Here is a 19,465-nt window from a genome sequence, read left to right on the forward strand (position 1 = left end):
ACCTACCGGTATCAGTGCCGCAGGCCGGTGTGGCGTCGGCGCTGATGGGTACCCTGCACTATGTGGTCGCGGCGGCCGTCGGCTATATTGCCAGCTTGGCGACCCAAGGGCCGCACTTGATGCCTCTTTGCTCTGCCGACTCGCAGGCTCCATGACGAAAAAAGCACAGGTCGCTTAGATTGATGGACTGCCTATCGAATAGCGGAGCACGTTGAATAAACGGGTTAACCGACAGCCTTTAAACGAGAAAAGCCGCGCAAAAATTGCGCGGCTTTTTTACTTGTGCTGACTTTTTTAGAACTCGGTCCGTAGCGTTAGCGTGGCACTACGTGGGCTGCCGTAAATGGCACCGGCGTAGAAGCCGTAGCGCTGGTAGTAGTGTTTGTCGAACAGGTTGTCGACGTTGAGCGTGACGTTGGTGGCGTCAGTAATATCGTAGCGGGCCATGGCATTCACGGTGGCGTAACCTGCCCAGTTGGCGGGCGTGGAGCCGGTGCTGATCCCGTCTGTTGGCTGGCCTGCCGGGCTGGAGATGGCTTTGATATTGCTCTGCGCATAAACGCCGCTACCGAAGGTCCAGCGATTCAGCAGGCCTGCCGGCTCATAAGTGGTATGCAGCTTGAACAGGTGTGAGGGGTCGCTGCGGCCGTCCGAATCAATGCGTCGGAAGTGCAGGTAGGTATAGCCGCCGTAGACGTTCCAGCCTGGCGTGATCGCGCCCGCGATCTCAAGATCGATGCCATCGGTTTCATTGCCGGTACCCGCGCGGTAGGCCTGGTTGCCGTCGGGGGTCAGGTTGCTGCCATCCAATACGGCGCTGTTCTCCTGGCGGGTGCGGAAGTAGGCCGCAGACGCATTCAATCGGCCGTCAAACCACTCGCCCTTTACGCCAGCTTCATAGCTGTCGCCTTCGATGGGTTTGACCGTGTCGCCGCTGGTAGTCTGCCGACTTTGCGGGGTGAAGATGTTGGTATAGCTGGCGTAGAGCGAGTGGTTGTCCGTGAGGTCATAGACCAGGCCCGCATAGGGTGTGAATACGCCAGTTTCACGCTGGCTGGTAGTATCACCGGAAGCCGTTTCATTCTCGGTTTTATAGTAGCTGGTGCGGCCACCCACAATAAGGGAAAGCGGCTCGGTGATGCTTAGACGCGTAGCCGCATAAACACCGCGCAGGTCGGTCTCGGTGAGGCTGGACTGGCCGTTTCGGGCGCCATTCAAGTGAATGTCGGCATCGACGCCGTTGCGCCAATCGGTGATCGGCAAGCCGTTGTTGTTACGGTACATGCAGCCTTCGGCAAACTCGGACGTGGTGGCGCTGCTCAGCGTGCAATCGTGGTCATGGGTGCGTGAACGCGTCCGGCTGTCGCTATAGCCAAGCGCTACCTCGTGACGGCGACCGAGTAGACCATAAGCGCCGTTCAGGTCGATCCGGGCGGAGCGCTGGCGCGTCTCGTTATCATTGCGCATGCCGTTGAGAATGGCACCGCCGCCATCTTCTTCCCAATAGCCCGTATAGGTGCCTCCTGGCCCCCGGTTCACCTTGCCCAGGGCGAGGTTGCTGAATGCATCGGTATTACTCTGGGCAGCCTGGACTTCAAGGCTCCAGTCGCTGTTGAAGCGATGGTTCAGCGAAGCGAAGGCGGTGTTGGTCTCTTGCTCTGCGTAGCTCCATTCAGGGACCAGGTTGGTGCTGCGCGAAAGATCCGTTTTTCGGCCGCTGGCGAACCAGATAGGTATGTTGGCACCCCAGCCAGCACCCGAGGTCTTGTTGTATTCGTACTGGTAACCCACACCCAGCGTAGTTACGTCGCTTACGTCAAATTCGAAGTTGGCCAGTGCCGCCCGGCTGCGGGTGGATTCATGGTCGCGGAAGCCGTCGCCTTCGCCCTGGGTCACCACGAAGCGCGAGCGGATGCTGCCATCCTCGGTAAGTGGCGTATTGATATCCACCCCGCCGCGCGCGTTGTCCCAGCGGCCATAAGAGGCGTAGGCACTGCCGCCAAACTCCCGCTCGGGACGTTTACGAATCAGGTTGACGGTGGCCGAGGGGTCACCGGTGCCGCCCAGCAGACCGTTAGCGCCACGCACGATATCCACACGCTCGTACAGGTCCAGGTTTACGGCGTTGCCGCCGCCACTGAAACCGGAATCGCCAGGGAACTGCAGCCCGTCAATTTTCCAGTTGCTGATGTTGTAGCCTCGGGCACGGTAGGACGTACGTACGCCCACTTCCGCTTTGCTGGCGGCGATACCGGGAGTGAGCTCCAGCGCGTCTTCCAGGCTGACTGCTTGCTGATCGTCAAGCTGTTGACGGGTCACGCTGGTGACCGACTGGGGCGTCTCGCGAGGGGAGAGATCCAAACCCGTAGAGCTGCTGGTTTCGGGAACGGTATAGCTTCGCGCAGAGTCGCCTTGATAAGCCGCCTCGACCTGCACAGTACTCATCTGGACGTCGGATATACGTTGAGGTTCGTCAACTGCTGTCTGGGCCAGTGCGCTGGTACTTAACAGGCAGCCACCACAGGCGGCCGCAACTGCCTTGGCGAGTGGGGTTTTTGACCACACAGATGAGTTCCTGAAGGTGTGCGAGGCGCGATACATCATGAATGTCCCTTAAAATAATAATGATTGGCATTTACCATTTTTAAGGTCCCGATTATATTGACGTCTTTGGCTAAGAAACTTTTGCTCTATGGGGCATATGTAATGAATTGTATGGGTGATGTAGCGCCGTTGGCGTCAAGCGCTGAGCAACACGATGAATCTGCCCTCGTTCTGGTGGTGGATGACGATGATGAAATCCGTGAGCTGATCTGTGACTATCTGGCCGGGATGGGGTATCGCACGCGCGGCGCGGCCAATGGCCGCGAGATGTGGGGCCAACTGAATGGCAGCGTGGGTCTGGTCATTCTCGATCTGATGTTGCCAGGCGAAGACGGCTTGAGCCTGTGTCGCGCCCTGCGCCAGCAGAGCAGCCTGCCAGTGATCATGATCAGCGCCCGCGGCGCTTCGGCGGAGCGTATTATCGGCCTTGAGATTGGCGCGGATGATTACCTGTGCAAGCCCTTTGACCCGCGCGAACTGCTGGCGCGTATCCGCGCCGTCATGCGCCGAGAACCGCACGCCAGAGACAAGCCGGACACCCCGCCGCAAGCCGCGGCCAATGAAGCCGTACTGTGCTTCGCCGGGTGGCATCTGGATCTGCAGACCCGTCGGCTGAAATCACCCGCTGGCCACGCCTGCGATCTCGCCCGCTCCGATTTCATGGTCCTAAAGACCTTGAGCGAGATTCCTAACCGCATCGTCAGCCGTGACGAGCTGAGCCGCCGCGCGTTTGGGCGGGAGTATTACGTTAACGACCGCTCCATTGATGTCTGCATCAGCCGCTTGCGTCATTATCTTGAGGATGATGCTCGTCGTCCGCGTTTTATTCGCACCGTGCGCAACGAGGGGTATCTGCTCGAGCAGCCCTCTATTTCTCAATGACGCGCATGTTCAGAATGGCGCGTACGCCCGGATGGTGGCGCCGATTATGGCCTGGCTCGTTGTTCGGGCAGTTGAGCGTGATTGTGGTGGCCGGTGGTTTGGCGATCCAGCTGCTGTTCAGCAGCATCTGGTATGACGTGCGCTACAGTCAGGTGCTCGAAGTGCCCGCTCGCCTGGTGGCGTTTCGTACCGTGGAAACGCTGCATAAACTGGCCAATGGCGAGGCGATAACCCACCTGGGGTCGGAAACCTTTCACCCTGAGCTTCTGGCATCGCCACTTGCCACACCGCCACGACTGGACAGTGGCCAGCAAAACGTGGAAAGCATGCTGCAGGATGCGCTAAGTCAGGAGGTCGGCGAAGCCGTAGAGCTATCGCTGCTCGACGTGACTATCCAGGATGAGAACGGCCACGCCAGAACGTGGGCTGGCTTGTTTGGTCTTTCTCACGTGGTTGGGCATTTCGACTTCCAGCTGCGTCTTGCGTCGGGGCAGTGGCTGCACATCCAGGCGGTTCAGGAGCAGGGTTGGAACGCTGAGCCTGCCTGGCGCGTGCTGGGCGATTACGCCCTGCGCGTTTATCTGCTCCGCGCCTTGGCCCTGGCGGCTATCGCGCTCATCGTGGTACGTATCAGCACTCGCCCGTTAAGGCGCTTGGTTCGCGCTGCCTCGGCGCTGGGTCAGAACATCGAGCAGCCGCCTTTACCGGTCGAAGGGCCGAGGGAAATGCGCCAGGCCGCCGAGACCTTCAATGCCATGCAGCAACAGCTGATTGATCTGATGGGCGAGCGAACTCAGCTGCTTGCCGCCGTTTCCCATGACTTGCGCACGCCGCTTACGCGCATGCGCATTCGGGTGGAAGGCATCAATGATGCACGGCTTCGGGAAAAGCTGGTTACCAATATCGGCCAGATGGAAGAGCTGATTCGCTCGCTTCTGGATTCCGCCAGCAGCGGCGCAACGCCGGATGGTCACGCCGCGTTTGACCTGGCCGGATTGATCAGTGAAGTGGTGGATGAGTTCGTCGATACGGGAGGCGATGTCCGCTGGCACGGCGCCCCGGCCGTGATTATCTCAGGTCACGTCGCCAGCATTCGACGGGTGCTGCACAATCTGATCGACAATGCCCTGCACTATGCGGGTAGCGCTCAGCTAACGCTGCGGCTGACAGAGCGCTGGGTCGAGGTTGAGATTCAGGATGACGGCCCCGGTATTCATGACCAGCATCTGCCTGCCGTCATGCAGCCTTACGTGCAGGGTGAGGCCTCAGCGCCATCAAGCGGCATCGGGTACGGCCTGGGGCTGAGCATTGCCCGAAGCATTGTGATGGCACATCGCGGCAGGCTGGCGCTTGATAACCGAACCGGCGGCGGGCTGCGCGTTGTAATGGCGCTGCCCACCCACGCTGGCGCGAAAAATGAGTAATGCTTGATTCGCAGGCAAGGCGGTTAAACACGGCGTTCATGCACTTGAAGCCCGTTAGCCAAGCAGCAGGTCGCGCTTGATAGGGACGAACTCGCTCGCCGCATTAATAAGCGAAGCGGCGGTCAGCTGGGGAACGCCATACACTTCCACTTTCTTGCCATGTACGGTGCGGATTTTATGGGCGAGTAGGTCAAAGTCGCCATCGCCCGAGACCAGAACGATAACATCGGCCTTTTCCGCGTACTCGATAGCATCGAGAGTGATACCGACGTCCCAGTCACCCTTGGCGGAACCGTCAGAGCGTTGAATAAACGGTTTGAGCTTCACCTCAAAACCGATCGCTCTGAGTATGTTCTGAAACTCGCGCTGTTTCTGGTCGCCTTTATCGATGGCATAGCAAAACGCGCCCGTCACCTTTCGGTTAGCGGTGGCTTGCGCCCAAAACTTGTTGTAATCAAAGTTTTTTCGATATGCGTCCCGCGTGGTGTAGTAGACGTTTTGGGTATCAACAAAGATGGCGACACTGGTCATATGCGGTAAGACTCCTTGGAAGGCGTTAAAGCATGCCAGCATGGTCAGGCGAATGTAAGGTTTTACAGCACAGCACGTCGGATGCGCTAAAAGGGGCAGAGTGCCGATCTCACGGCGCATTGCGGGTGCCGTTATTGATGTCATTATGTGCTCTAAGGCTAAGTGACTTGATGGGCTTAAAGGAGAGGCTTGTATGTTGAGTTTGTTGCTTTTTGAGCAACAGTAAGAAGAAACCTAAGATTCTAGGCTCTGTTGAGTATGTTAATTTCACACGAATAGTATTTTAGGTTTGTTATTTTACGTTGAGTGGTATCAATCCGTTACGTTATAAAAATAGAAACCTGGGTGATAATCAGAGAACATATAAGGGTGTAAAAATCGTTGACGGATAATTCGTTTTGTCATTATTCAAGGTAAGTCATGTCCACATCTACCCTATTTTCGCTTGATGATTTCCCCGTGGGATGCATGGTTACCGACAATAAACGGCGTATTCTGTATAGCAATCATTATTTTGAAAAGTATTACGGTTATTCAGTCAGCGGGCTGGTGGGCACTGACCTGTTTACCTTGTTAAGCAAAGCGTCACAGATTATTTATGAAGCATACATTATGCCCTTGCTGCTTCAGGAAACCTGCTGTGATGAAATCCGTCTGACGCTGGTGACACCCTCAAAAGGCAAGGTGCCAGTGTCGGTAAGTGCTTTTTTTGATGGCAGTTCTGATGGAAACGTCTATTGGAGTATCAGTAGTGCCAGCCGTTCAGATCAACTATTTGAAGAGCTAACGGAAACTAAAAAACTGCTTGAACAGAAAGTATCCGTACTGCGTACGTTATCCGACACGGATCCGTTAACCGGGCTACCTAATCGGGCGGCCTTGACTAAATACCTTGACCATAAAATGCTGGATCAAAAGCGTAGCGATATAGCGTTCGCTTTGGCGTTTGTTGATCTTGATGGGTTTAAGGAAATCAACGACCGCCATGGGCATCATGTTGGTGATAAGGTCCTCAAGTTAGTGGCCGAGCGGCTGGCCAGTAATCTTCGAAGTGACGATCTAATTGCCCGTTTTGGTGGCGATGAGTTCGTTATCTTTTTAAATGGCCGCTTTAGCGCGAGTTTGGCAGAAGAGTCGCTAACGCGGCTTATTGATAAACTTTCAGAAACATTCAGCATCGATTTAATGCACTTAAAGCTCTCTGCCAGTATTGGCGTTACGCTTTACCCGCAGGCGAAAGAAGTACAGCCGGACCAGCTTATTCGCCAAGCCGATCAGGCAATGTATCAGGCAAAACTTGCCGGAAAGAGTCAAGTGTGCCTTTTTAATATTGATAATGAGGTCGTTCAAAAGGAACGGTATTCAGAGCTGCTGACGATTAAAACTGCCATGAAGGCCGATCAGTTTGAGCTTTATTACCAGCCCAAAATCAATATGCGTACCGGCGAAGTATTTGGCGTTGAGGCATTAATACGCTGGAACCACCCGGTGGAGGGGGTGAAAGGACCAGCTACTTTCTTGCCGGTACTCAGCAATACCTCTACCGGTTTGGCGTTAGGCCGATGGGTGATTACGAAAGCGCTCTGTCAGCTGCAAATATGGCTACAGAAGGGACTGGACCTACAGATCAGCGTCAACATTGATGGTTACCACTTACAGCATCCGCAATTTCTGCGCGACTTAAGCGTCATTCTTTCTGACTTTCCCAACCTGCCTAAAAAACGGTTTGAGATTGAAGTACTTGAAACCAGTACCATTGAAGATGTGGGTCATGTTTATTCAGTGCTCAATGCCTGCCGGTTAATGGGGATTCGTATCTCGCTGGATGACTTCGGAACGGGTTACTCTTCCTTGAGTCATCTTCGCGACCTGTCGGTAGATACCCTTAAAATTGATCGTAGTTTTGTCAAGAACATGCTGACCAGCAGCAGTGATTTGGCCATTTTGAAGGGCGTTATCGGCTTTGCTCGCGCGTTCGAGTGTGGTCTGGTCGCAGAAGGGGTGGAGACACTTGAGCATAGCCAGCTGCTGATTGAGCTTGGCTGTGAATGTGGCCAAGGGTACTACATAGCCAAGCCGATGCCCGCCGGTGCCTTTCCAGCATGGGTTGATGAGTGGTATCAAACGGAGTTTCAAGCGAAGTATAAAAACTCACTCATTTAAAACGAAGGAGTAAACGGCGTGTTAACTAAAGAGCAGGTCATGGTGCGTAATAATGTGACTATCGTCGGGACTGGCGAAAAAACATTAATGCTTGCTCATGGGTTTGGCTGTGACCAGCAGGTATGGCACTACCTGGTACCTAAATTAAAGGATGATTACCGGTTGGTGCTATTTGATTATGTGGGCTCAGGCCAATCGCAGCTATCGGCCTTTAGTGAAGCGCGCTACCACTCGCTTGAAGGCTATGCTCAGGATGTCATTGATATCTGTGAAGCGCTGGATTTAAACCAGGTGCATTTTGTCGGGCATTCGGTGAGCGGTACGATTGGTTTACTAGCAAGCACTGCCCAGCCTGAACGCTTTGCCAGCCAGATCATGATTTGCCCTTCACCCTGCTTTTTGAACATGCCACCTGACTACTACGGCGGTTTTGAGCGAAGTGACTTGGAAGAGCTCATTGGCTTGATGGATCGAAATTATATTGGCTGGGCTAATTATCTGGCGCCCCTGGTAATGGGGCCTGAAAGCTCTGAGTTATTGGTGGGCGAGCTTTCCAGCAGCTTCTGCTCCACCGACCCGGTAGTCGCCAAGATATTCGCTAAAGCGACGTTCTTTTCGGATTACCGCTACCTATTGCCTCACGTGAAACAGCCTACTGTTATTCTGCAGAGTGAGCAGGATACGCTGGCCAATCCTAAGGTTGGTGATTATATGCGTGCCCATATGCCGAATAGCACACTGCGCCTACTGGCAAGCCATGGCCACTGCCTGCATATGACGCACCCTGAACTTGTTCTTCAAGAAATCAACGCCTGGTTGCGTTCTTAACGCGCCATCATGGGAACGTCGCCGCGTTTTACCAGGCGCTTTTCACCGGTCAGCCTTTATGTCGCTCAAGTATCTCTAGAAAGCGCGTTTGGGCAGCGGGCGGCAATGATTCAGGTAGGTCTGCTTGCGTAGCGGCGGTATCGCCGACCTGAATCAGCATAACCATGCCCATTGTGTAGTGTGGCGAGCATTTGATGCCCCAGATGCCCTCGGCATCGAAAGTGACGTCTACCTCTTTGCCGATATTACTGACGAATGCTTCGCCGCCTTCCGGCATCATGCCCTCGATCGACGCCACGTTATGGCCTGGCGCGGTGGGTACAAAGCGGACGGTATCGCCGGGCTGTATCACCAGATAATCCGGTGCGTAGGGCATGGGCCCAGTGTCGTTGCGATTGAGCATCTCTACAGTATGTGTCTCGGCTTGCGCGGCCAACGGGAAAAGGACAAGCAGAACTATGAGTCGAAGCAGTATCTTCATTGCAAAATCCTTACGCTATTAAAGACAAAGCGCCCCATAGGCGGGGCGCAGTATGGCATAGCCACTGTATTAGGGAGTCAGGTCGAACTCGGCAAGCTGGTCGGCGAGCACTTCCAGAGCAAAAATTGCCCTGACCGAGGGATCCAGTGCGTGCGCATCAATCTCGATAATGCGGTCCTGCTGTACGGCTTCAGTCTCGCGGGTAACCGGGTCAGATGTCAGGAACTCACGTTTGGCCGCAATATCATCAGCCGGGAAACGGCGCCGGTCCATGCGCGCGGCGGCAATAAAGGTGGGATTGCTTCTGGCAATGGTTTCCCAGCCAACCGTGGGCCACTCTTCTTCTGCATTCACGACATTGCTAATACCCAGCCGGTTCATCATCCAGTCAGGAACGCTATTCACTCCCGCCACGTAAGGGTCGATACCCAAGTCGGCGGAGGAGTACCAGAACACACCGGTAATGTCTTCGGGTAAATCCAGCGCTTCGGCTTTCGTCACGGCCGCGGCTTCACGCGCCTTTAGCTCAGCAATCACCTGATCGCCACGCTGGGTAACGTCAAACAGCTCGGCCAGCGTTTCAATACTCTCGTAGATCAGCCCGGTATCGAACATTGCCGTGCGGGCGCCATCCATGCTTTGCTGATTGCTTTTGCCGATGCAGTCTGTGGGCATGGTCCAGCTGGGGATCCCCACATCCTCAAACATCTCAGGTGTGCCGACCACGCCTGCCGGGCCAATCATCCACTCATAGGCCGAGACGACCAGATCAGGCTTTTTAGCCACCACGCTCTCGTAACTGGGCGCATCGTTGGAAAGCCGCTCAACGGTGGCGTCAACGTCTGCAAACTCTCCCAGCACCGGGTTTATCCAAAGCGCTGTGCCCTCCAGCTTATCGGCAAGGCCGAGCATATACAGGATCTCGGTGGGTGCCTGGCCGATGCTCACCACTCGTTCAGGGGGCTTTTCCAGCGTGATCTCGTGGCCGCAGCTTTCAAGCGTCAAGGGGTAATCAGTGGCGGCATAGGCGGTTTGCCCAAACCAAAGGCCGGCGACAGCCGCCGTGGTCAATTTCAACATCATGTACACTCCCGTGCATGATGAGCAGGCCGTTGGCGCAGCAAAAAAACCGAGCCGACCCGCTCGATGAAGGTTAGGGTGTCGGCAGGTCTCCTGACTGACGGGTCGTCGCTAGCTCACCTTCCCAGACATAGCGTCCAGTGGCATTGTCGAGCATCGCTCGCCGCCTACAGTTGCGGGGGCAGTTCCGTTTCGCGGCCAGGCGCGGCGGATTCTCTGTTAGGTTCTCGAAAGAACACCGACGCGGGGTATTCTAGGGGGAGAAAAGAGATGGGGATACCAGCATTGGTGCGGCTTGCTGATATTCAGGGAGAGGCTGTCTTAACTGCCAGCCCGCTTAATCAAGCAGGCTGGCAGCGTCAGAGGCGTTTAATTGCTTTTCTTATCTTATCCAAGCACTGAATTGCGGTCAGCGTCAGCGCGCTCCTGGGCACGCTCACGAGCGCTCTCAAAGGCTTCGAGGAAGTTTTTACCGTCTTCACCAAAATTATCCAAATACCATTCGCGGACAGGGACGGCTAAAGCGCGAAACTCTTCCATTTCTTCTTCAGTTGGTGTGTAAATTTCACCACCAGCTTCTTGCCACTTGCGGTAAGCCTCTAGCTCTTTTCGTGGTTGAATGCCGAACTGCACAGTAGCCATCATGGCCGCACCGTCAGCAACAATACGCTGTTGCTCTGGTGTTAGAGATTGAAACTTTTGATTTCCCATTAGCCACATAGCAGCCATATAAGCATGATTATCCATGGTCATGTACTTAATGACTTCCTGGAAATTCATGTTGGTGATATCTGAAATAGAGTTAAGCGTGCCGTCTACAACACCTGTCTGTAGTCCGGTATAAACTTCAAGCCAGGGCAGGGGGGTTGGCGAAGCGCCCATTTCGCGAACCATCAACTGCTGTATTTCCGACTCTATAGTACGAAAGCGCAGGCCCTCGGCATCGCCAGGCGTGCGAATTTCACGCTTGCCGTTGACGATATTGCGCCAGCCACCCGTCTGCGTCATGGACATCAAACGGATGCCGTCATTACTGGCATCGAGAATTTCATCCCTTAGAAAACCGGTAAACTGCGGGTCGGTCAGCATGTTCATGGCCGCGCGATCATCGGGGAATGCGTAAGGAATATCCAGACCCTGAATCGGTGGGTAGATTGAGGCAACGCCCCCGGCCGTGGCGGTATACAGGTCGACGATCCCCGCCTGCATGGCTTCAAAGCACTCATTGGCAGAACCGCAGAGCTGCGCGCCGGCAAAGATATTGACGTTGACGTCTCCACCGGTGCGACTCTCTACATAGTTCTTGAATACGAGTGCAGCGTCATACTCCTGATCTTCTTCGTTAGCGAGAAAGACCAGGTTAAGGTCAGTCGCCTGCGCCATGCTTGAGGCGCACAAGGAGCTACCTAACAGCAGCGAGGCCAGGGTTTTTTTGGCGTGTTTCATAGACATTGTCATTGTTTTCCTTGGGTTATCGTTACGGGTCAAGCGACATAGCCAAACATTCTGGGCAATGCCAAAATCAGATCGGGGATGTAAACCAGCGCGAAGAGGATGGCGATCTCGACAAAAAAGAGTGGCAGCATTTCCCAGGCGATTTTCTCGATACGCTCCTTGCTGATGCTGCTCACCACGAAGAGCACCAAGCCCATAGGCGGGGTGATGAGGCCCATGATCAAGGTAATGCTCATTACGACCGCAAAGTGAATCGGATCGACGCCTACGCCCACCATTACCGGCGCCAGAATAGGGCCCAGGATCAGAATGGCGGGGCCTGCGTCCATGATCGTGCCTACCGCCAACAGAAACGCCACCACCAGAAAGAACAGAATCCGCGGGTCATCCGTAATGGAAAGAATGAATGCGCTGACCAGCTGTGGCGTGCCTTTAAGGCTGACAAGAGAAGCAAAAGCGACTGCGGCACCGACCAACAAGAGAATGACCGCCGAGTTAAGCGCCGCTTTACCGAACAGGCGGGGAAGGTCTTTAAAGCTGATTTCGCGGGTAACGAACAGGCCTAGAATCAGTGCGTAAAAAGCGGCAACCGCAGCTCCCTCAGTCGGCGTAAAGATACCGCCGACAATGCCGCCAATAAGAATGACCGGCGTAAGAAGCGGCATGAACGCGGTAACAAAAGCTTGCCATTTCTCCTTCCAGCTCGCCTTGGGCAGCGGTTCGGGAAACTCCTTGAAGCGGGCCATGATGGCAATCGTGATCATGAGACCTATGCCGATCAGAATGCCCGGCACGATGCCGCCGGCGAACATGCCCGCCACCGATACATTCATGATGAAGGCATAAAGAATGAAGATACCGCTGGGTGGAATAATGCTGGCAATGACCGCCGAAGCGGCAGTAATGGCTGCCGAGAAACGGTTGGTATAACCCGATTGACGCATCGCAGGAATCATTACCGACCCCATGGCGGAAGCGTCTGCGACGGCAGAACCCGAGCCGCCCGCCAACATGAGCGAGGATGCGACCGACACCTGTCCAAGGCCCGCCTTGCGGTGGCCAATCAGCGTTTCGGCAAAACGCACAATACGTGTTGTCACGCCACCGGCGGTCATCAACTCACCGGCCAGGATAAAGAATGGCAGTGCCATCAACGGGAAGCTATCAATGCCCGCGAAAAGACGTTGGAATAACAGGTTGAGAAATATCGGTTTTCCTTCCAGCAACAAACTAACGCCTGGGGCAAACAGCATCAGAAAGACGATGGGCATTCCGGCAACCAACAGAAAGAGGAATATCCATAAATAAGCGAAAGCCATGGTTATACCTCTACGTTGTTATCAGCATCAGGCGTTTGCCTGACGGGTAAAGTGGTATTGAAGAAGAGGCTGTACCCTAAACGAAGCACGCGTTCGAAAGAGCTTAACGCCGTCAGAAAGAAACTTAAGGGGAGCACGTAGTAAACGGTAGCCATGCTGATCCCCAGCGACAGGCTGGCAATCGTGGCACCCCGCTCAATACGCTCAAAACCGAGTTTGATACACCATATCAGTACCGCCAGAATGCATAGTTCGAGCAACAGCTGTAAGAGGCGCCATAACACGGAGTCTCGAAACCAGTCCGTCACGATCTCGAGACTGGCATTCAGCCCTTGACGGTGGGCGGCGGGGAAAAACAGAAAAGCCATCCAGACCATCATGAAGCGGGCCAGTTCTTCCGTCCATCCAAAGCTATCGCTGAGCACATAGCGAAAAAACACATGGGTGATCATGATGACCAGCATGGCCGCCAGCAGCAGCGTCGCCATATAGCCTGCCCAGCGTGTGGTCATCCCATTGATACGGTCAAGCAGGGCGATGAACGTTGGCATTGTCGCCTCCGTAAGGCAGTTCTGCCTCCCGACGGAGGTTGCCTTTGTCATTATATTAGTGAAGGTTTAAACCTGATAAAACGGCTGTCGTAGCGCTGCGAAAATGTTAGGGACACCTCTATAGGCTGTCAAGTGATCCCAGGCGATATGCGGGCTGTAAGGCTTAGACATAAGTCTTAATTACAGTGATTTTCTCACAAATGTATTTTTAAATATCTGTTAAATAATACTTAATTTACTTTTTACATTAACCTGACAAGCCGCCAAGTTGACAGCCCTGAATAGCAAAGGCTATATTTTCGTAGCGCTACGAAAATATAAGCAGGCTAGAAAAGTTCCCAGCATATAACCGCCCGCTACGAAATAAAGGCATACGACGTGACAACAAAACAGCGACGCAAGATCGAAGAACTGCGCAGTCAGCGTTGGTACGATTCGCAAGACATGCGAGGTTTTGCGCATCGACAGCGGACCCAACAAATGGGCTTGCGGCGTGATGAATTCATGAACAAGCCGGTTATCGGCATCATCAATACATGGAGCGATCTAAGCCCTTGCCATGCGCATCTGCGTGACCGTGCCGAAGCCGTCAAACGGGCGGTATGGGCAAGCGGTGGTTATCCCGTCGAGCTTCCTGCGCTGTCGTTAGGCGAAGTGCTGGTCAAGCCCACCACGATGCTCTATCGCAATTTCTTGGCGATGGAAGCCGAAGAACTGCTGCGTTGCCACCCCATTGACGGGGTCGTGCTGCTGGGTGGGTGCGACAAGACAACGCCTGCGCTGCTGATGGGCGCGATCAGCATGGATATACCGGCGATATTCTGCCCGGCAGGCCCCATGCTGAACGGAAAATGGAAAGGCAAGACGCTAGGCGCCGGTACCCACACGCGCAAGTACTGGGATGAACTGCGCAGCGGCAATATTACTCAGGAAGAGTGGATCGACCTGGAATCCAGGATGACGCGCTCCAACGGCACGTGTAACACCATGGGTACTGCATCCACCATGACATCCATCGTTGATGCCATGGGCCTGACCTTGCCCGGTGCTTCGAGCATTCCAGCAGCGGACGCCGCCCATATTCGTATGGCGTCCGAGTGCGGTAGCCGTATCGTGGAGATGATCTGGGAAGACCTCAAGCCTTCCGACATTCTTACCCGCGATAATTTTCTTAACGGCGTCAAATGCTATATGGCGTTGGGCGGTTCGACCAATGCCGCTATCCATCTCATTGCCTTGGCGCGGCGTGCCAATGTCGAGCTGACCCTTGAAGATATGGACGTTATCGCCCGGCAGATTCCCGTACTGACCAATATATTTCCTTCAGGCCAGTACCTGATGGAAGACTTCTATTACGCCGGCGGGCTACCCGCACTGCTATCGCATCTGAGCAGCCAGCTTGCGCTCGATACGGCCAGCGTAAGCGGACAGACCTTAGGTGAAAATCTGGCTGGCGCCGAGTGCTACAACGAAGATGTGATCCGCCAGCTGGATAACCCTGTGTGCGAAGGCGCGGCGCTTGCGGTACTGCGCGGCAATCTGGCGCCCAGGGGCGCTGTCATCAAACCCAGCTCCGCCGATGCGCGTTTGATCAAGCATCGTGGCAAGGCCATTGTGTTTGATAACCACGCCGATCTGATGGCGCGAATTGATGACCCGGAACTGGACGTCACGGCGGATAGCGTGCTGGTGCTGCGTAATGCAGGGCCCAAAGGCGCGCCGGGCATGCCCGAGTGGGGCGCGCTACCCATTCCCAAGAAGCTGTTGGCGCAAGGCGTGCGTGACATGCTGCGCCTTTCCGATGCGCGCATGAGCGGCACTCACTACGGCACCTGTGTGCTGCATATCGCCCCCGAGTCGGCAGTCGGCGGGCCGCTGGCGCTGGTACGTGATGGCGATGAGATCGAACTGGATGTGGACGAGCGGCGCCTGGCGCTGTGCATCAGTGATGCCGAGCTCGAGAAGCGCCGCCAGGCGTGGCGCGCGCCCAGCCCGCGCATCGACCGGGGCTATACCGCCATTTACCAGGAACATGTGACCCAGGCCGATCAGGGCTGCGATTTCGACATTCTACAAAACGGCCAACGCCAGCCAGAGCCGGAAATTTTTTAAGGACATATTTCGATGACGACACTACCCAAGAACAAGTTTAAACAGTGGCTGAATGATTCTGACAAGGTGCCAGTCGGTACCTGGTTGATGACGGCGAGCCCCAATGTGGCTGAGGCTATCGGTTGGGCCGGTTTCGATTATGTAGTGCTCGATATGGAGCACGTACCCATTGGTGTCCCCGAGGCAATTGCCATCATGCAAGCGGTTGCGGGTACACCAACGGAGCTGGTCGTACGTTTGCCGTGGAACGACCCGGTCATCGTCAAGCGCATGCTCGACAGCGGCGCCCAGACCCTGATGTTCCCCTACATTCAAAACGCCGAAGAAGCCTCTCAGGCGGTGCTGTCGACCCGTTATCCGGGGCAGGGCAGCCGCGGGGTTGCCGCAGTTCATCGGGCCAGCCGCTACGGCACGGTGGCCAACTACTTGCAGCAGGCGGGCGAAGAGATCGCGGTCATCTTGCAGCTGGAAACTCCCGAAGCGCTGGCGGCCATGGAAGATATTGCCGCGGTTCCCGATATCGACGGGTTTTTCGTGGGGCCAGGGGATCTTTCGGCAGCGATGGGCCGAATTGGCGATATACGCCACGCCGACGTGCAGGATGCGATTAAAAAAGCGGTGGCCAAGAGCCAAGAGCTGGGGCTTCCCTGCGGTATCGTCGGGGCCGAGCCTGAATTGGTAAGCCACTACCGTGAGCTGGGCTTTCGCTTTGTAGCCGTGGGCTCTGACATGAGCATGATGATGTCGCGTGCTAAAGAGTACGTGGGCGCGCTCAAGGGCAGTGTGGTGGAGACGGCGGACAGCGGTGTTTACTGACCGCTGATACGGGCGCCAGAATCAACCGTGCCCTGCCACCTGCAAACGGATAAGTGAGAGTGACCATGACAGATACTGCCTTTACGACGGTTCTACCGGCCCAGGCCCTGCTCGGCGAGTGCCCGGTGTGGGCCGAAGACGAACAGGCGCTTTACTGGGTGGATATCGAAGCCCCTAGCCTGAATCGCTTTGACCCGGCCAGTCAGCAAAACCAGCAGTGGCCAATGCCTGAAAATATTGGCTGCTTTGGCCGCCGCCAAAACGGTGGCTTCATCGCGGGGCTGCGTTCAGGAATATGGTTGCTTGACAGCGAAGCGCAGTTGGAACAGTGCGTGGCGCGCCCGGTCGAGGATACGTCGATCAGCCGCTTCAACGATGGCCGTGTCGACCCCTGGGGGCGTTTTTGGGCAGGCACTATTCACGAACCCCGGGATATCCCGGCCGCGTCACTTTTTCAGGTGGATGCCCAACTCACGTGCCAGCGAATCGCGGGTGATGTAAAGGTGTCCAACGGGGTGGCCTTCAGCCCGGACCGCGCTTGGGCGTATCACTCCGACACGCCTAATCACGTGATTTATCGCTACCCCTTGACCCCTGACACCGGGGAGATAACCGGGCCGCGCGAAGTGTTTCATCAGTTTCCGTTTGGCAATGGACGCCCGGATGGAGCGGCCGTCGATACGCAAGGCTACTACTGGTCGGCGCTTTACGAAGGCGGCCGCGTAGTTCGACTTTCGCCCGCGGGGGAAATCGTGGCCGAGTATCCACTGCCCGCGCGCTGTCCCACGATGTGTGCCTTCGGTGGCCCAGACTTGAAGACGCTTTATGTTACCTCGGCACGCCATGGGCGCTCGGATGAGGAGCTTGAGCGCTACCCGGAATCTGGCAACCTGTTTGCCATGCGCGTCGAAGTGGCGGGCCAGCAAGAACCCCAGTTTATTGGCTAGCACATCGCTTGCCTGGATAAGATTAACGTTGAGGAGCGGGTAATGTTGAAATTGAAAGATGCTACTTTGCAGCGCGAAGCCTGCCTGGTGGGCGGTGAGTGGATCAGCGCTGATAACAATGGCTTCGACGACGTCACCAACCCGGCCGATGGAAGCGTTATTGGCCGCATACCGCGCCTGGGCGAGGCTGAGACGTTACGTGCCATCGATGCTGCTGAAGAGGCGTTGCCTGCCTGGCAGGCGCTCACCGCCAAGGCCCGCGGTGCCCTGTTGCGGCGCTGGCATGACCTGCTTCTCGAGCACCAGGAAGACCTCGCGGCACTGATGACCGCCGAACAGGGCAAGCCGCTGGCTGAAGCCCGTGGCGAAATCGGTTTCGCGGCCAGCTTCTTCGAGTGGTTTGCCGAAGAGGGACGGCGTACTTACGGTGATGTCATTCCTACCCCGCAAAGCGACCGTCGCCTTCTGGTCGTCAAGCAGCCCGTAGGCGTTTGTGCCGCCATTACCCCGTGGAACTTTCCGGCGGCGATGATCGCCCGCAAGGCCGGTCCCGCCCTGGCGGCAGGGTGCACCATCGTTATCAAACCCGCCGGGCAAACGCCGTATTCAGCGCTGGCGATGGCCGAGCTTGCCATGCGGGCAGGCATTCCTGCCGGTGTCGTCAACGTGGTGACCGGTGAAGCGCGCGCCATCGGTAAAGCCATGACCGAAAGCCCCAAGGTGCGCAAGCTATCGTTCACGGGCTCGACCGCCATTGGCAAGATGCTGCTCAAGCAGAGTGCTGATACCGTCAAGAAAGTCTCGATGGAGCTGGGTGGCAACGCGCCGTTTATCGTGTTCGACGATGCCGACCTGGACAAGGCCATCGAAGGCGTGATGCAGGCGAAATTCCGTAATGCGGGGCAAACCTGCGTGTGCGCCAACCGTATTTTCGTTCAAGCCGGTATTCACGATGCCTTTGCCCAGCGCCTTGCCGAAGAGGTCGCCAAGCTCAAGGTAGGCCCCGGCAACGAAGAAGGTAACGACGTAGGCCCAATGATCGACGCCTCGGCTGCCGACAAGGTGTTGGAGCAGCTTGAAGATGCGATTGCCAAGGGTGGCCAGCTGTTGATTGGTGGCCAGCGCCAGAATGGCAACTTCCTGACGCCTGCCGTGATTACCGGCGCGACGCCACAGATGGCGTGTTTTGGGGAAGAGACCTTCGGGCCATTGGCACCCGTGTTCCGTTTCGAAAGCGAAAGCGAGGTGATTGCCCTGGCCAACGCGACAGAGTATGGGCTGGCGGCATACTGCTACACCCGCGACCTGGGCCGCGCGTGGCGCATGTCGGAAGCGCTGGAGTACGGCATGGTGGGTATCAATAACGGCCATGTGTCTACCTGTGAAGCGCCCTTTGGCGGCATCAAGCAGTCAGGGCTGGGGCGTGAAGGCTCCTACCTCGGTATCGAGGATTACCTTGAAACCAAGTACATCAACATGGCCATCGGGTGAAGCGCACTCATGAATGATTATCGTGACGTGACGTATCGGTCACTCAATAACAAGCGCGTGATAATTTCCGGTGGCGGTTCGGGCATTGGTGCTGAGCTGGTCAAGGCTTTTGCAGCACAAGGCGCCCGCGTCGCGTTTCTGGATATCGACGAAGACGCGGGTCAGGAGCTGACCACAACACTTGGCGAGCAGGTACGCTTTTACCCCTGCGACATTTGCGATATCGCGCGTCTGCAGGCCGTGATCACTGATATCGAGGTTGATCAAGGCCCTACGCATATCCTGATCAACAATGCAGGCCTTGATGACCGGCATGCCATCGAAGACATCACCCCCGAGTACTGGGATAACTGCCAGGCTATCAACCTGCGCCATCATGTGTTTGCCACCCAGGCCGTGCTGCCCGCCATGAAAGCGGCGGGAGGTGGCGTCGTGATCAATCTGGGTTCCATTTCCTGGATGCGCGGGCGCCCCGGCATGGTGGGCTACACCGCAGCCAAAGCCGCGATCAACGGTTTGACCCGCACCCTGGCCCAGGAGCTTGGCGAGCACGGTATCCGGGTCAACTCACTGGTGCCGGGCGCAATCTTGACACCGCGCCAGGAGCGGCTCTGGCTGACGCCGGAGGTCAACCAGCGTTTTCTGGACCAGCAGGCGCTCAAGTTTCGTTTGCATGCGGACGATGTTGCCCGTTTAGCGCTTTTTTTAGGCTCTGAAGAGAGCCGCGGCTGTACCGGCCAGAACTTCATCGTCGATGCAGGCCTTACCCTTAACTGATTTA

Annotated in this window: 16 protein-coding genes and 1 riboswitch; of the genes, 9 read left to right on the forward strand and 7 right to left on the reverse strand. The window is 55.9% G+C overall.

All coding sequences use genetic code 11. The features are described from left to right. Positions 1-294 precede the first annotated feature (294 nt). A complete protein-coding gene (locus D467_RS0107750) occupies positions 295-2,565 on the reverse strand; it encodes a TonB-dependent siderophore receptor (protein WP_018916935.1) in 2,271 nt (756 codons plus the stop codon). 150 nt (positions 2,566-2,715) lie between these two features. On the opposite strand from D467_RS0107750, the gene D467_RS0107755 reads away from it, so the two are divergent. Together D467_RS0107755 and D467_RS0107760 are read left to right on the forward strand one after the other, a co-directional pair. Further along, a complete protein-coding gene (locus D467_RS0107755) occupies positions 2,716-3,486 on the forward strand; it encodes a response regulator (protein WP_018916936.1) in 771 nt (256 codons plus the stop codon). A 14-nt stretch (positions 3,487-3,500) separates the two neighbouring features. Then, positions 3,501-4,910, forward strand: coding sequence for an ATP-binding protein (locus D467_RS0107760; RefSeq protein WP_026285661.1), 1,410 nt, complete (start codon positions 3,501-3,503; stop codon positions 4,908-4,910). Between the two features lie 54 nt (positions 4,911-4,964). Here the strand turns inward: D467_RS0107760 and D467_RS0107765 are convergent, their stop codons facing one another. Further along, the gene (locus D467_RS0107765) at positions 4,965-5,441 is read right to left on the reverse strand and encodes an NYN domain-containing protein (protein WP_018916938.1); all 477 of its coding nucleotides are present in this window, start codon (positions 5,439-5,441) and stop codon (positions 4,965-4,967) included. Between the two features lie 420 nt (positions 5,442-5,861). Between D467_RS0107765 and D467_RS0107770 the strand changes: the two genes are divergently transcribed. Beyond that, positions 5,862-7,604, forward strand: coding sequence for a sensor domain-containing protein (locus tag D467_RS0107770; RefSeq protein ID WP_018916939.1), 1,743 nt, complete (start codon positions 5,862-5,864; stop codon positions 7,602-7,604). 18 nt (positions 7,605-7,622) lie between these two features. Further along, positions 7,623-8,432 carry an alpha/beta fold hydrolase gene (locus D467_RS0107775; protein WP_018916940.1) on the forward strand — a complete coding sequence of 270 codons (810 nt, stop codon included), beginning with the start codon at positions 7,623-7,625 and terminating at the stop codon, positions 8,430-8,432. A gap of 49 nt (positions 8,433-8,481) precedes the next feature. On the opposite strand, the gene D467_RS0107780 is transcribed toward D467_RS0107775, so the two are convergent. The 5 genes from D467_RS0107780 to D467_RS0107800 form a co-directional block, all read right to left on the reverse strand. Continuing rightward, positions 8,482-8,913, reverse strand: coding sequence for a pseudoazurin (locus tag D467_RS0107780; protein WP_018916941.1), 432 nt, complete (start codon positions 8,911-8,913; stop codon positions 8,482-8,484). Between the two features lie 69 nt (positions 8,914-8,982). Next, positions 8,983-9,996: an ABC transporter substrate-binding protein gene (locus D467_RS0107785; RefSeq protein WP_018916942.1), complete on the reverse strand. Its 1,014-nt coding sequence runs from the start codon at positions 9,994-9,996 to the stop codon at positions 8,983-8,985. 63 nt (positions 9,997-10,059) lie between these two features. Continuing rightward, a riboswitch (cobalamin riboswitch) is annotated at positions 10,060-10,251 on the reverse strand. Positions 10,252-10,380: 129 nt separating this feature from the next. Further along, entirely contained in the window at positions 10,381-11,445 is a 1,065-nt protein-coding gene (locus tag D467_RS0107790; protein WP_018916943.1) for a TRAP transporter substrate-binding protein, read from the reverse strand. A gap of 32 nt (positions 11,446-11,477) precedes the next feature. Next, the gene (locus tag D467_RS0107795) at positions 11,478-12,767 is read right to left on the reverse strand and encodes a TRAP transporter large permease (protein ID WP_018916944.1); all 1,290 of its coding nucleotides are present in this window, start codon (positions 12,765-12,767) and stop codon (positions 11,478-11,480) included. A gap of 2 nt (positions 12,768-12,769) precedes the next feature. Then, positions 12,770-13,318: a TRAP transporter small permease gene (locus D467_RS0107800; RefSeq protein WP_018916945.1), complete on the reverse strand. Its 549-nt coding sequence runs from the start codon at positions 13,316-13,318 to the stop codon at positions 12,770-12,772. Between the two features lie 378 nt (positions 13,319-13,696). On the opposite strand from D467_RS0107800, the gene araD reads away from it, so the two are divergent. The 5 genes from araD (at position 13,697) to D467_RS0107825 (ending at position 19,461) form a co-directional block, all read left to right on the forward strand. Then, complete coding sequence (araD, locus tag D467_RS0107805; protein WP_018916946.1) at positions 13,697-15,430, forward strand: L-arabinonate dehydratase; 1,734 nt, start codon at positions 13,697-13,699, stop codon at positions 15,428-15,430. A 12-nt stretch (positions 15,431-15,442) separates the two neighbouring features. Next, entirely contained in the window at positions 15,443-16,246 is an 804-nt protein-coding gene (locus D467_RS0107810) for an HpcH/HpaI aldolase family protein (protein ID WP_018916947.1), read from the forward strand. A gap of 65 nt (positions 16,247-16,311) precedes the next feature. Beyond that, the gene (locus D467_RS0107815) at positions 16,312-17,193 is read left to right on the forward strand and encodes an SMP-30/gluconolactonase/LRE family protein (protein WP_018916948.1); all 882 of its coding nucleotides are present in this window, start codon (positions 16,312-16,314) and stop codon (positions 17,191-17,193) included. Between the two features lie 42 nt (positions 17,194-17,235). Further along, positions 17,236-18,684, forward strand: a complete 1,449-nt coding sequence (locus tag D467_RS0107820; protein WP_018916949.1) for an NAD-dependent succinate-semialdehyde dehydrogenase — start codon at positions 17,236-17,238, stop codon at positions 18,682-18,684. A 9-nt stretch (positions 18,685-18,693) separates the two neighbouring features. Continuing rightward, positions 18,694-19,461, forward strand: coding sequence for an SDR family NAD(P)-dependent oxidoreductase (locus D467_RS0107825; protein ID WP_018916950.1), 768 nt, complete (start codon positions 18,694-18,696; stop codon positions 19,459-19,461). Positions 19,462-19,465: the final 4 nt, after the last annotated feature.

It is taken from the genome of Vreelandella zhanjiangensis DSM 21076 (genome assembly GCF_000377665.1).
Lineage (GTDB): Bacteria > Pseudomonadota > Gammaproteobacteria > Pseudomonadales > Halomonadaceae > Vreelandella > Vreelandella zhanjiangensis.

What these genes read in the sequence shown, in the direction of transcription:
- D467_RS0107755 (WP_018916936.1), top strand. Translation starts at nt 2,716, where the DNA reads ATGGGTGATGTAGCGCCGTTGGCGTCAAGCGCTGAGCAACACGATGAA.
- D467_RS0107760 (WP_026285661.1), top strand. Translation starts at nt 3,501, where the DNA reads ATGGCGCGTACGCCCGGATGGTGGCGCCGATTATGGCCTGGCTCGTTG.
- D467_RS0107765 (WP_018916938.1), bottom strand. Translation starts at nt 5,441, where the DNA reads ATGACCAGTGTCGCCATCTTTGTTGATACCCAAAACGTCTACTACACC.
- D467_RS0107770 (WP_018916939.1), top strand. Translation starts at nt 5,862, where the DNA reads ATGTCCACATCTACCCTATTTTCGCTTGATGATTTCCCCGTGGGATGC.
- D467_RS0107780 (WP_018916941.1), bottom strand. Translation starts at nt 8,913, where the DNA reads ATGAAGATACTGCTTCGACTCATAGTTCTGCTTGTCCTTTTCCCGTTG.
- D467_RS0107785 (WP_018916942.1), bottom strand. Translation starts at nt 9,996, where the DNA reads ATGATGTTGAAATTGACCACGGCGGCTGTCGCCGGCCTTTGGTTTGGG.
- D467_RS0107790 (WP_018916943.1), bottom strand. Translation starts at nt 11,445, where the DNA reads ATGTCTATGAAACACGCCAAAAAAACCCTGGCCTCGCTGCTGTTAGGT.
- D467_RS0107795 (WP_018916944.1), bottom strand. Translation starts at nt 12,767, where the DNA reads ATGGCTTTCGCTTATTTATGGATATTCCTCTTTCTGTTGGTTGCCGGA.
- D467_RS0107800 (WP_018916945.1), bottom strand. Translation starts at nt 13,318, where the DNA reads ATGCCAACGTTCATCGCCCTGCTTGACCGTATCAATGGGATGACCACA.
- D467_RS0107810 (WP_018916947.1), top strand. Translation starts at nt 15,443, where the DNA reads ATGACGACACTACCCAAGAACAAGTTTAAACAGTGGCTGAATGATTCT.
- D467_RS0107815 (WP_018916948.1), top strand. Translation starts at nt 16,312, where the DNA reads ATGACAGATACTGCCTTTACGACGGTTCTACCGGCCCAGGCCCTGCTC.
- D467_RS0107820 (WP_018916949.1), top strand. Translation starts at nt 17,236, where the DNA reads ATGTTGAAATTGAAAGATGCTACTTTGCAGCGCGAAGCCTGCCTGGTG.
- D467_RS0107825 (WP_018916950.1), top strand. Translation starts at nt 18,694, where the DNA reads ATGAATGATTATCGTGACGTGACGTATCGGTCACTCAATAACAAGCGC.